This is a genomic window from Streptomyces camponoticapitis, assembly GCF_014646115.1.
GTDB classification, from domain to species: domain Bacteria; phylum Actinomycetota; class Actinomycetes; order Streptomycetales; family Streptomycetaceae; genus Streptomyces; species Streptomyces camponoticapitis.
The window spans coordinates 64,424-77,253 of record NZ_BMMV01000024.1; the positions used below are offsets into that span (position 1 = coordinate 64,424).

Annotated in this window: 9 protein-coding genes; 3 read left to right on the forward strand and 6 right to left on the reverse strand. The window is 71.1% G+C overall.

The features are described from left to right. Positions 1-45: 45 nt before the first annotated feature. Complete coding sequence (locus IEY79_RS29485; RefSeq protein WP_229701222.1) at positions 46-1,281, reverse strand: PP2C family protein-serine/threonine phosphatase; 1,236 nt, start codon at positions 1,279-1,281, stop codon at positions 46-48. Positions 1,282-1,397: 116 nt separating this feature from the next. On the opposite strand from IEY79_RS29485, the gene IEY79_RS29490 reads away from it, so the two are divergent. Then, a complete protein-coding gene (locus IEY79_RS29490; RefSeq protein ID WP_373292644.1) occupies positions 1,398-1,916 on the forward strand; it encodes a MarR family winged helix-turn-helix transcriptional regulator in 519 nt (172 codons plus the stop codon). A 126-nt stretch (positions 1,917-2,042) separates the two neighbouring features. On the opposite strand, the gene IEY79_RS29495 is transcribed toward IEY79_RS29490, so the two are convergent. Genes IEY79_RS29495 through IEY79_RS29505 form a run of 3 tightly spaced genes read right to left on the reverse strand, consistent with a single transcriptional unit; the run spans position 2,043 to position 5,559 of the window. Next, positions 2,043-2,492, reverse strand: a complete 450-nt coding sequence (locus IEY79_RS29495) for a response regulator (protein ID WP_189110683.1) — start codon at positions 2,490-2,492, stop codon at positions 2,043-2,045. Further along, complete coding sequence (locus IEY79_RS29500; protein ID WP_229701223.1) at positions 2,489-4,258, reverse strand: sensor histidine kinase; 1,770 nt, start codon at positions 4,256-4,258, stop codon at positions 2,489-2,491. Before IEY79_RS29500 ends, IEY79_RS29495 begins: the two co-directional genes overlap by 4 nt. Then, the gene (locus tag IEY79_RS29505; RefSeq protein ID WP_189110684.1) at positions 4,258-5,559 is read right to left on the reverse strand and encodes a PP2C family protein-serine/threonine phosphatase; all 1,302 of its coding nucleotides are present in this window, start codon (positions 5,557-5,559) and stop codon (positions 4,258-4,260) included. Before IEY79_RS29505 ends, IEY79_RS29500 begins: the two co-directional genes overlap by 1 nt. A 267-nt stretch (positions 5,560-5,826) precedes the next feature. Here IEY79_RS29505 and IEY79_RS29510 point away from each other — a divergent pair, with 267 nt between their 5' ends. Both IEY79_RS29510 and IEY79_RS29515 read left to right on the forward strand, forming a co-directional pair. Further along, a complete protein-coding gene (locus IEY79_RS29510; protein ID WP_189110685.1) occupies positions 5,827-6,786 on the forward strand; it encodes a TIGR03557 family F420-dependent LLM class oxidoreductase in 960 nt (319 codons plus the stop codon). Between the two features lie 198 nt (positions 6,787-6,984). Then, complete coding sequence (locus tag IEY79_RS29515) at positions 6,985-10,215, forward strand: alpha-L-rhamnosidase (protein ID WP_189110686.1); 3,231 nt, start codon at positions 6,985-6,987, stop codon at positions 10,213-10,215. 73 nt (positions 10,216-10,288) lie between these two features. Here IEY79_RS29515 and IEY79_RS29520 read toward each other — a convergent pair whose 3' ends face one another. Next, a complete protein-coding gene (locus IEY79_RS29520; protein ID WP_189110687.1) occupies positions 10,289-11,650 on the reverse strand; it encodes an NAD(P)/FAD-dependent oxidoreductase in 1,362 nt (453 codons plus the stop codon). A 72-nt stretch (positions 11,651-11,722) separates the two neighbouring features. Then, positions 11,723-12,796, reverse strand: coding sequence for a LacI family DNA-binding transcriptional regulator (locus IEY79_RS29525; RefSeq protein ID WP_189110688.1), 1,074 nt, complete (start codon positions 12,794-12,796; stop codon positions 11,723-11,725). Positions 12,797-12,830: the final 34 nt, after the last annotated feature.

Here is a 12,830-nt window from a genome sequence, read left to right on the forward strand (position 1 = left end):
GTAGGGGGTGCGGGTGCCCGGACGGGCACCCGCACCCCCTTTTTTTCAGCTCTCGGGCGTCGGCGTCCGTCCGGCGTCCGGCGCCGGGAGCGGTGGCTCCGCGGCCGGTGCGGCGTCCGGTCTGCCGGACCAGTCGAGGCAGAGCGCGAGCGCGTCGTCCGGCGTGTCCGCCTTGCGGAACTCGGCGAGCGCGCGCAGCAGGGCACGCGGCACCGTCGCCGCCGGGAGCAGGCTCGTGGAGTGGATCGCGCGGGCCAGAGCCTTCTCCCCGTACAGCTCACCGTCCGGGGAGAGCGCCTCGTACACACCGTCGCTCACCATCAGCAGCCGGTCGCCCGGCAGCACGTGGAAATCCTGGGCCTCGTAGTGGGACTCCTCGAACATGCCGAGCGGAAGCTGCGCTTCGAGGGGGATGCGTTCGACCGTCCGGCCGCGTTGGCGCCACAGCTGCGGCGAGCCCGCGTCCACGACCTCCACCCGTCCGGTGGCCAGATCGAAACGCATCAGGAGCGTCGACACATGTGAGGCGCCCCGGTGCTGCTCGTAGATCGCCTGGTCGGCCAGGGCGGCCTGGCCCGCGATGTCGAGGCCGGAGCGACGCGCGTTGCGCAGGGCGTTGACGGCGAGGTTGCTGAGCAGGGACGCCTGGATGCCTTCGCCCATGCCGTTGGTGACGGCGATGGTGAGCTGCTCCTGGTCGGCGGCCCAGTCGAAGTTGTCCCCGTGGATGGCGTAGGCCGGCTCCAGGTGGGCGCCGATGGAGAACTCCTCGGCAGTGGAGGCGCGCCCCGGCAGCAACTGCCACTGCATCTCGGCCGCGAGAGTGAGCCTGGTGACCCGGCGGGCCCGCTGGTAGGCGTCGGTGTCCCGTTCGGCGACCCTGATCTCGTGCCCCAGCAGATCGGCGACGTGTGTCAGCTCCTCCACCGCCTCCGGGGTGGACCGGTCGCCGGGCAGCCGGACGGAGAGGATGCCGGTACGTTCGCCGCGGACGGTCACGGGCAGATGGTGGTCGACGGCGTCCCCGTGCCGGACCTGCTGCTCGCGCGGTTCCTGGCTGCCGAAGGCCCGCCCCTCGGGGCTGTTGTAGAGGGAGAGCGGCTGTTCCTTGCCCGGCAGCGGGTCGTACGGGGTGAGGACCGTGAATCCGTAGTCGGCGAGGAACAACTGCACCCGCGTCGCACCGTGCGAGGCGGCGAGCGCGTCACGCACCTTGTCCACGAGCGCGTACGGCGCGGCTGCCCGCACCGATCTTCCGAGTTCATCGTCGCGTTGCGTCACGGTCTCTCAGACATTCTTGATAGGGGGACGGGGGTGGACTCGCGGGCGGCCAGGTGGACGGCCCGATGGGTGGGGCAGAGCTGACAGAGGCCGCCGTCGGGTGACACAGTGGACGGATGTCCCCCCTCACCGGTCAGCCGCGTCCGCGCGAGAACATGTCCGAGGCCGCTCGTGCCGCCTCGGAGCTGCTTGAGGTGTTGTGGGGGCGCGGCCAGGAGGCGGCCCCGTCGGGAACGGTGTCGCCCTCGCAGCTCAGGGCCCTGCTCGTGCTGGAGAAGTACGACGGGACGAACCTGCGGTCGCTGGGCCGCGCGCTCGGCTCGCGCCCTCCGTCGGTCAGCCGGCTGTGCGACCGGATGGAGGCCCTGGGCCTGGTGGAGCGGCGCACCAGCTCGACCAGCCGCCGTGAGGTGGAGCTGCGGTTGAGCCCGCGCGGACGCAAGGTGCTGGAAGAGCACCGGGCGATCCGGGCCCGGGAGCTCAGCGCCGTACTGGACGGCATGGACCCCTCGGCCGTGGCCGCGCTCACGGAGGGACTGACCGCTTTCCACGCGGCGGCCTCCGCGCGGCTCGACGCCGCCGCGCAGGCGCGTCCCACGGACGACGACCAGGGCATGGCGGCGGACAGCGCCTGACGTCATCGCGCCCCATTTCCGCATGCGAGTGGTGGACGGTGCGGGGTTCGGAGTGCGGTCCCGCCGAGACTGTTGCCATATGGAAACAATCTCTGTGGTGCAGTTTAACAGCGCGGACGGCTCGTCTCAGAACAGGCGCGGCAGCTTGACCACGGTCACGAAGAAGTCGTCGATCTGCTGGATGGCCTTGATGAACTGGTCCAGATCGACGGGTTTGGTGACATAGGCGTTGGCGTGGAGTTTGTAGCTGCGCAGGATGTCCTCCTCGGCCGCCGACGTGGTGAGGACGACCACGGGGATATGGCTGAGGTCGGAGTCGGACTTGATCTTCTCCAGCACCTGCCTGCCGTCGTACTTGGGCAGGTTCAGATCGAGCAGGATGAGGTCGGGGCGCGGCGCCTCGGTGTGGTCCCCGCGCTGGTACAGGAAGTCCAGGGCCTCCAGACCGTCCCGTACGACATGCAGCGTGTTGCCGATCTTGTTGTCCTCGAAGGCCTCCCGGGTCATGAGTTCGTCACCCGCGTCGTCCTCGACCAGCAGTACTTCGACGGGCTGCGGCTGGGGCGAAGTGCTCATACGGTGCTTCCTTCGGTGGTGGGGGCCGGCTCGACGTCGACGGGGCGCCGCTGCTCGGCGGGGAGGGTGAAGGCGATACGGGTGCCGCCGGTGTGTTCCGTGTCGATCCAGATGTGACCGCCGCTGTGCTCGACGACCTTCTTGCACAGGGACAGACCGATGCCGGTGCCCGCGTACGCGTCCCTGGCATGCAGCCGCTGGAAGATGATGAAGACCTTCTCGGCGAACTCTTCGGGGATGCCGATCCCGTTGTCGGTGACGGTGAACGTCCAGGAGTCGGCCCCCTCCTCACGATCGACCGCGATGGTGATGCGCGGGTCCCGGTCGGGGTGGCGGAACTTGACCGCGTTGCCCACGAGGTTCTGCCAGACCATGGTGAGCAGCGTCGGGTCGCCCACGACCTCGGGCAGCTCCGCCGGGCGGTCGACCACGGCGCCGGTCTCCTCGATCGTCACCGAGAGGTTCCGTACGGCGCGGTCCAGGGCGGCGTCCAGGGAGACCTGTTCCTGCGCGTCCTGGACGCGGCCGACGCGGGAGAAGGTGAGCAGGTCGTTGATGAGGACCTGCATGCGCTTGGCGCCGTCGACGGCGAAGCCGATGTACTGCGTGGCGCGCTCGTCGAGCTGGTCGCCGTACCGCTTGTCCAGGAGCTGGCAGAAGGAGGCGACCTTGCGCAGGGGCTCCTGGAGGTCGTGCGAGGCGACGTACGCGAACTGTTCCAGCTCCGCGTTGGAGCGCCGCAGCTCCACCGCTCCCGCGTCCAGGTCGGCGGCCTGGCGCGCGAGCTCGACCTCGTTGCTCCGGGAGGTGGCGAGTTCGCTGACCACCCGCAGCCGCATGTCCTCCACGGCCTGGGCCACCGTCCGCAGATCGGCCGGCCCGTGCGCGGGGATCTCGTGGTCGAAGTCCCCGTCGGCGACCCGCCGGGACGCGGTGCGCACCGTGTTCAGGGGCCGTACGACCGTGAAGTGCACCAGGACGCTGATCGCCACCCCGGTCAGCAGGAACGCCACCAGGGCGGCGATCAGGGCCCGGTCGCGGTCGGAGCGGGCGTCGGTGAAGTCGGCCCGCGCCTGCCGTTGTTCGTCACCGAGCTGCGTCTGCTGGGCGTCGAGCGCCGCGCGCACCCGGTCGAAGGCCTGCTTCGCCTCGGTCACCGAGGCGACCTGGTCGCCCGTACCGGCGAGTGCCGGGTCGGCGAACTGAATGCGCCACTCGCGTGCCGCCCGGTCGACCGCGCGCAGGTCGGCGGCCGGCTCGTCGAGGCCGTCGACCAGCTCGACCAGCCGCTGCCGCGCGGCGGTCTCGGCGACGAGGCCGCGCCGGTAGGGCTCCAGCAGGTCCTCGTCCCTGGTCAGGAGATACCCGCGTACGCCCGTCTCCTGATCGAGCAGAGCGGCCTGGAGCCGGAACGCCTGGGTACGGGCCGGGGCCACCTCGTCGATCAGATGGTTGCCGGTGTCGGTGGTGCGCGCGAGTACCGCCGCGGCCACTCCCCCGGCGACCAGCGTCATGACGCAGAGCGCCCCGACGGCCATCAGGAACCAGCCCTGCACGGTCAGCCGCCGGAGGGTTCGCACCCGGTGGCCGAACGGCGGCGGGGGCGGTGCGGGCCGGGGCCCCGGGGCCGTGTCGTCCGGCGGTACACCGCCGGGCGGCGGGTCGGCCGAGGGAGGCAGGTCGGCGGAGGGAGGTGAGTCGGCCGAGGGGGGCGGGTCGGCGGAGGGGCGCGGCGTCCCGACGTGAGGGCGCGTTGTCTCGGACATCAGGTGGCACCGTTCCATTCGAGGTGAAGCACGGCGACGTCGTCGGCCAGACCACCGCCGCTCGCCGCGAGGCTCTGCGCGCTGTGGATGATCGTGTCGACGAACGCGTCGGCGGGTTCGTGCGCGTGGCGCCGGGCGATCTCCAGGAGCCCGTGCTCTCCCAGCCGTTCGAAACCGGTGCCGATCCGTCCCTCGATGAGCCCGTCGGTGAACATCATCACCGCGCCGTGCCGGTGGACGGGGACGGGGGTCACGGGCCAGGCCGCCAGACCGGGCAGCAGACCGAGTACGGGACCGCCCGGCACCTCCTCCAGACGTATGCCGCTCTCCGGCGAGCGGATCACCACTCCGGGGTGGCCGGCGCGCTGCAGGTTCATGTGGTCGTCGGCCGGGGAGCGGGTCAGACAGGTGAGCGTCGCGAAGATCTCGGGACCGGACCTCTCGGCGACAAGGATCTGTTCGAGCAGGGCGAGGAGTTGCTGGCCGCGAGCGCCCGCCAGGACGAAGGAGCGCCAGGCGACGCGCAGGCACACGCCGAGCGCCGCCTCGTCGGGGCCGTGCCCGGAGACGTCGCCGACGACCGCGTGGGTCATGCCGTCGGGCGTCTGGACGACATCGTAGAAGTCGCCGCCGAGCAGGGCCTGGGAGCGGCCGGGCTGGTAACGGGCGCACACCGCCACGGTCGTGTCGAGCAGCAGCGGGGTGGGCAGCAGGCCTCGCTCGAGGCGGGCGTTCTCCTGGGCGCGGAGCCGGCTCGTCTGGAGGGCGGACGCCGCCTGTTCCGTGTGCTTGCGCTGTATCGCGTAGCGGATCGCGCGGACGAACAGATCCGGCTCCACCCGCCCCTTGATCAGGTAGTCCTGCGCTCCCGCCGCCACGGCGGCGAGACCGGACCGCTCCTCGGCCAGCCCGGTCAGTACGACCACGGCGGAACCGTCGGCGTGGACGAGGACCCGTTCCAGGGCCTCAAGTCCCTGGGCGTCCGGGAGATGGAGGTCGAGCAGGATGCACTGCGGCATCTCCGCCTCCAGGGCGGTGATCGCCTCTGCCAGCGTCCTGGCGAGGCTCAGCCGCAGCGGGACCTCGCTGTCCGCGACGAGCTCCTCGACGAGGAGCGCGTCGCCGGGATCGTCCTCGATCAACAGCACCGTGGGGGGGCGGCCGTTCCACAGGGCCTGTGCCGCGTCGTCCCCCCGCGTCGTGTCCCGGCTCGCGGGGAGCTGGCCCCGGGTACCGGGGGACGAGGGGGTGCCGGGTCTGCCCGAGGTTGATTTCACAGCCGTGGTCGGGCGGGTGCCCATGGCAGTTGTTCTCCTCTCGCCACTGGCGCCGCAGCCCGTGGACCTCCGGGTGCGTCCGGGTTGAGACTAAAGCGATCAGTTACCCCATGACAACATTTTCTCGGATCACCCCCGGGTGCCCGTCGGGCCGTGCTGTCCGACGGCCGGAGGACGGCCCTAGGGCGGCCCGTTAGACGCCCGGGGACACCGGGTACCTGTGTGCGGGCACACACGGCGCGGCTGCCCCGGAGTACCCGGAAGAGATCCTGACAGAGACAAGGGCCACACATGCGGATCGGTTACAAACTCGCCACCGAGGCGTTCGGTCCCGCCGAGCTGGTCCGGCAGGCGGTACTGGCCGAGCGTGCCGGCTTCGACTTCGTCGAGATCAGCGACCACTTCCATCCGTGGCTCGACAACCAAGGGCATTCGCCCTTCACCTGGACGGTGCTGGGCTCGATCGCCGCCAGAACCGAGAGCATCGGGCTGGCGACCGGCGTGACCTGTCCGACCGTCCGCTACCACCCGGCGATCATCGCCCAGGCGGCGGCGACGCTCGCGCTGCTCTGCGAGGGCCGCTTCGTCCTCGGCGTCGGATCCGGCGAACGCCTCAACGAGCATGTCGTCGGCCCCGGCTTCCCCCAGGACGTCCGCACCCGCCACGAGCTGCTCCGGGAGGCGCTGGACATCATCCGGCTGCTGTGGAGCGGCGGCTACCGCTCCTACGAGGGCAGACATCTGCGTGTCGACGACGCGCGGATCTTCGACCTGCCCGACCGTCCTCCGCCGATCGCCGTGGCCGCGAGCGGGCCCTCGTCGGCCCGGATCGCCGCCGAGCTCGGGGACGCCCTGTTCGCCACCGAGGCGAAGCCGGAGATCGTCCGGCACTATCGCGACGCGGGCGGCGCCGGGCCCCGCTACGCCGAGGTGTCCGTGGCGTGGGCGGCCGACGAGCACACCGCGGCGCGGGCCGTGCTGGAGACGACGCGCTGGTCGGTGACCGGCTGGAAGGTGATGAGCGAGCTGCCCAACCCGGTCAACTTCGAGGCGGCGACGGCCACGGTCCGTGAGGAGGACATCCTCAGGAAGTTCGCCTGCGGGCCCGATCCGGCGCGGTTCGTCGACGCCGCGCGGAGCTATGCCGACGCGGGCTTCGACCATCTGGTCCTGATGAACGCGGGGCCCGACCCGGACGGCTTCCTCGACTTCTACACGCGCGAACTCGACGGGCCGCTGCGGCGGCTGTGAACAACCCGTCTCGCCCTACCTCCCAGCCGTGACCAGTGCGGGCTGCACCGGGGGAAGTGGCTACTGAAAGGGTTCAGCGACGCTGCCCAATTCCTCTGTCCGGCGGGGCAATACGCGCGAGACTCCTTGACTGACCGGAGGGCCGCCCCTACTTTCCGACAGTGAATCGATTCACTGTCGAATTGTTCTGGGGTTGACGTGATCAGTAGACGCCGCATGCTCACCACCACGACCGCAGCCGCACTGGGCACCACCCTCGCGACGGCCGCCACGCCGTCGGCACAGGCCGCCGAGGGGACCCCGGCAGGCGCCGCCGCCGGTCCGGGCCGGGCCGGAGCGCTCCGGGTCGGCTCACCGACCGTCGAGTACGTACGCAATCCGCTTGGCCTCGACTCCCCGGAGCCCAGGCTGAGCTGGCCCCTGCTGTCCGACGCGTCCGGCCAGGCACAGAGCGCGTACCAGATCCGGGTCGCCACCCGTCCCGACAGGCTGGCCGAGCCCGACGTGTGGGACAGCGGCAAGGTCGTGTCGGACCGGTCGGTGCTGGTGCCGTACGCGGGGCCCGAGCTGGGGCCCCTGACGCGGTATCACTGGTCGGTCCGGGTCTGGGACACCGCCGGTGAGGTCTCCGGCTGGAGCGAGAGCGCCTGGTGGGAGACCGGGCTGATGAGCACGGCGGCCTGGTCCGCGCGATGGATCTCCGCACCGGCCTCGCTGACGGCGGCCCCGAGCCTGCGGGGCGCTTCCTGGATCTGGTTCCCCGAGGGCGAACCGACCGACAACCTGCCCGCCGGGACACGGTGGTTCCGCCGTGCCGTCGACGTCCCGGCCGGTGTCACCGGTGCCCGGCTCGTGGTGGGCGCCGACGACGCGTACACCGTGTACGTGAACGGCACCGAGGTGAGCCGGACCGAACCCGACGGGCCCGCCGAGAACTGGCGCCGTCCCGCCGTCGTCGACGTCACGGCCCAACTGCGCCCGGGGGCCAACGTCGTGGCGGCCTCGGCGGTCAACGCCACAGCGAGTCCCGCCGGTTTCATCGCCGTACTGGAACTCACCTCGGCCGACGGCGCCACCGCCGTCCCCACGGACGACGCGTGGCGGACGACGGACCGGGAGCCGTCCGGCGCCGACGGCGCGTGGCGGCAGACCGGTTACGACGACAGCGCGTGGCCCGCCGCCAAGGAGGGCCCCGCGTGGGGCTCCGGGCCGTGGGGCGCGGTGGCGCCCGCGCTCTTCCCCGCGACCCAGCTGCGGCACGCCTTCCGGCTGGCCGACAAGCCGGTCGCGAGCGCCCGTCTCCACACCACGGCCCTCGGCCACTACGAGGCGCACCTCAACGGACAGCGGGTCGGCAAGGACCAGTTCGCCCCCGGGTGGACCGACTACCGCCGGCGGGTGCAGTACCAGACGTACGACGTCACCGCGCTGGTCCGGCGGGGCGCCAACGCGCTCGGCGCGCATCTCGCGCTCGGCTGGTACGGCGGCAACCTCGGCATGTTCGGACCGCACCACTACGGCGACCGGCCCGCGCTGCTGGCCCAGTTGGAGGTCACGTACAAGGACGGGACGAGTGAGCGGGTCGTGTCGGGGGACGGCTGGCGCGCCGCCGCCGGGCCCATCGTGTCGTCCGACATGCAGGCGGGCGAGGAGTACGACGCCCGGCTGGAGACCAGGGGCTGGACGTCACCCGGCTTCGACGACGCGGGCTGGCTCGCGGCCGAGCCGGTCGACGGTGTGGAGACGGAGATCGTCGCGGAGCTGGACGCCCCGGTGCGCATCATGAAGGAGCTGCCCGCCAAGACGGTCACCCGCGTCGCTCCGGGGGTCTTCGTCTTCGACCTCGGCCAGAACATGGTGGGTTCGGTACGGCTCCGGGTGTCGGGCGAGGCGGGCACGACCGTGAAGCTGCGGCACGCCGAGGTGCTGAACCCGGACGGCTCGGTCTACACCGCCAACCTCCGTTCGGCGCGCGCCACGGACACCTACACCCTCAGGGGCGGGGGCGAGGAGACGTTCGAACCGCGCTTCACCTTCCACGGTTTCCGCTACGTCGAGGTCACCGGTTTCCCGGGCACCCCGCGCGCGAGCGCGGTCACCGGCCGGGTCATGCACACCTCCGCGCCGTTCACCTTCGAGTTCGAGTCCGACGTCCCCATGCTCAACCAGCTGCACAGCAACATCACTTGGGGCCAGCGCGGCAACTTCCTCTCCATTCCCACCGACACACCGGCCCGGGACGAACGGCTCGGCTGGACCGGTGACATCAATGTCTTCGCCCCCACCGCCACGTACGTCATGGAGTCCGCGCGATTCCTCACCAAGTGGCTCCAGGACCTGCGGGACGCGCAGACCGACGCGGGCTCGTTCACCCATGTCGCCCCGGACATCGGCAACGTCGGGGACGGCTCGGCCGGTTGGGGCGACGCCGGTGTCACGGTCCCCTGGGCGCTGTACCAGGCCTACGGCGACGAGCGGATTCTCGAACTGTCGTGGGACTCGCTGGTCAAGTGGCTGGACTATCTGCGCGCGCACAGTGACGGCCTGCTGCGTCCCGCGGACGGTTTCGGCGACTGGCTCAACATCGAGGACGAGACGCCGAAGGACGTCATCGGCACGGCCTACTTCGCGCACGTCGCGGATCTCACCGCGCGCGTCGCCCGGGTGCTGGGCAAGGACCCGGCACCGTACGACACCCTGTTCGGCCAGGTCCGCGACGCGTTCCGGGCGGCGTACGTGACGGTGGACGGCAGGGTGAAGGGCGACACGCAGACGGCCTATGTGCTCGCCCTGTCCATGGATCTGCTGCCGGAGCCGGCCCGGAAGCCCGCCGCGGACCGGCTGGTCGCGCTGATCAAGGCGAAGGACTGGCATCTGTCGACCGGCTTCCTCGGTACGCCCCGGCTGCTGCCGGTGCTCACCGCCACCGGCCACACCGATGTCGCCTACCGGCTGCTGCACCGGCGCACCTTCCCCGGCTGGGGATACCAGATCGAGAACGGCGCGACCACGATGTGGGAGCGCTGGGACTCGATCAGGCCGGACGGCAGTTTCCAGGACGCCGGGATGAACTCCTTCAACCACTACGCGTACGGGTCGGTCGGCGAGTGGATGTACGCGAACGTCGCGGGCATCGCGCCGGGCCGGCCCGGGTTCAAGGAGATCGTGATCAGGCCGCGCCCCGGTGGTGAGGTGAGGCGCGCCGGGGGCCGTTACGCGTCGGTGTACGGACCGATCACCACCCGCTGGGAGTCCGGGCGCGGCGGCTTCGAGCTGGAGTGCTCGGTGCCGCCCAACACCACGGCGGAGGTGTGGGTGCCGGCGCGGAGGGCGGGCGACGTCAGGCAGAAGGGTGCGAGGTTCCTGCGGATGGAGGACGGGTGCGCGGTGTACGCGGTGGCGTCGGGCCACCACCGGTTCACCGCCTGATCCCGCGCGGTCCTCGGTGAGCCGGCCGGGTACGGGAGGCTTCCCGTACCCGGCCGGCTCCGCCCGCTTCCCGTCAGCCGCGCGCGATCAGTGTCCGCGCGTGCTCACGTACCTGGTCCGGTGTCAGATAGGCGTCCGTGTACTCGAAGTCGTGCAGGGTCGCCGGCTTCTGTGCCTGGAACCCGGTCCGTACGAAGTCGTCCCCGGCGACCGCGTTGAGCACCCAGTTGGTCAGCACGCGCGCCTTGGCGACGTTGGTCTGCAGCGCCGACCAGTGGTAGCCGCGGGCGACGGCCTGGGCCGGCATCCCGCGCAGTTCGACACCCATCGGCTTGGAGACGGCGTCCCTGCCGCCGAGATCCACGACGAGCCCCAGGTCCTTGTGCTCGTACCGCCGCAGCGGCTGACGGCGCACCGCGGCGATGACATTGTCCGCCGCCGTTCGGCCCTGCCTCAGCGCGTGCTGGGCGGTGGGCGGGCAGATCGCGTCGCCGCCCTTCGTCAGGTCCGGGGCGGCCGCGGCGTCGCCGAGGGCGAAGACGCCGTCGAGCGCCGTGACCCGCAGCTCGGGCGAGACCACGAGCCGGCCGCGCACCTTGTCGGCGTCGAACGTGCTGACCAGCGGGCTGGCGGCAACGCCCGCCGTCCAGATGAGCGTGCGGCAGGGCAGCACCCGGCCGTCGGTGAAGGTCACCTCCTCGGGCCCGGCCTTGGCGACCGACACCCCGAGCGACACCTCGATCCCCCGCTTGCGGAGGATGCCCAGAGCGGTCCTTCCGAGCCTGTCGCCGAGTTCGGGCATGAGTTTCGGGGCGATGTCGATCAGGTGCCACTTGATCTGCTTCGGGTCCAGCCGCGGATAGCGCCGCAGCGCGTGGTCGGTGAGACGTTGGAGCGAGGCGGCCGTCTCCGTACCCGCGTAGCCGCCGCCGACCACGACGAACCGGAGCCGCGACTCACGCTCCCTCTCGTCCGCGCTGGCATCCGCGAGGTCGAGTTGCGCGATGACGTGGTCACGGATGTAGGCGGCCTCGGCGAGCGTCTTCATGCCGCGCGCGTTGTCGAGGAGCCCGGGGATGTCGAATGTGCGGGTGATGCTGCCGGGGGCCAGCACGATGTAGTCGTAGGGCAGGTCGACGATCTCGCCGGTGATCTTCCGGACGACGCAGATCTTCGCCTTCGGGTCCACTCCGATGGCCCCGCCGGGGACGATCCGGGTGCGGTGCTTCTTGCTGCGGCGCAAGGAGACCGCGACCGACTGCGGAGTCAGGACTCCCGAGGCCACCTGAGGCAGCAACGGCAGATAGAGCTGGTACGAGAACGGCGTGACCAGGCAGATCTCCGCTTCTCCCGGCACCAGTTTCCGCTCCAGGCGGCGTACGCACGCCACCCCGGCGAAGCCTGCTCCCACTACGAGAATCCTCGGTCGTGCCACGGTGTCCATCCCTTCCCGGTCCTGCTGGGTCGCCTTTCACCTTCCCCGGGTCCGGTTTCTCTCACGGGGGATTCACTCCGTCGCGGACTTCACCACCGCCGTGCTGTTCCTGACGACCAGACGCGTGCCGAACTCGATCCGGGTATCGGCCTGGTCGGGACGGGCGTCCGGGCGGCCGTCGGGCCGGGGGCCGCCGCTCTGGTACGCCTTCCGCAGCCGCAGGAGCATCTGGGCGGCCTCCTCGGCCATCTCCACCAGTGGCTGGTGCACGGTGGTGAGCGCGGGGCTCGACCACTGGGCGAGCGGGATGTCGTCGTACCCGACCACGGAGAGATCCTCCGGCACCTGGACGCCGAGCACCCGCGCCGCCTCCAGTACGCCGAGCGCCTGGAGGTCGCTCCCGGCGAAGATGGCGGTCGGCGGTTCGCGGAGCCGGAGCAGTTCCATCGCGTGGTCGTAGCCGGCCTGGACATGGAAGTCGCCGAATCGTACGAGGCGGTGGTCGACCTCCACACCGGCCATCGCCATCGCCGAGCGGAAGCCGTCCAGGCGGGCGAGGGAGCAGAGCATGTCCTCGGGGCCGGTGACGACCGCGATGTCCCGGTGCCCGAGGTCGAGCAGATGGCGGGTGGCGGCAAGTCCGCCGGCCCAGTTGGCCGATCCCACGGAGGGGACGTCGGGTTCCGGATCGCCGGCCGGGTCGATGATCACGAACGGGATGGCGCGTGACCACAGCTTCTTCTTGAGCTCGTCGGGGAGGGTGGAGAAGACCAGCACCACACCGAGCGGGCGGCGGCGCAGGACCCCTTCCACCCACTCGGCTCCCGGGGAGTGCCGGGTCCCGGTCTCGGTGAGTACGACGCTGACCCCGGCGCTCTTGGCGACGTTCTGCATGCCCCGGATGAGCTCCATCGACCAGGCGCTGTCCAGCTCGTGGAAGACGATCTCGATGAGCGGCGCCTCGGGGAGGGACGCCGAGGAGCGCCGGTAGCCGTGCGCCTCCAGCAGCTCCTCGACCTTGACGCGCGTCGGAGCCGAGACATCGGGGCGCCCGTTGAGCACCTTCGAAACTGTCGAAAGGGAAACACCCGCCTGGGTGGCCACCTGAGCGAGGGTGACTCGCCCCGTACTCCTGTCGTCTCGCATGGACTGAAGGATAAGGCACGGCGTTGTGTAACGG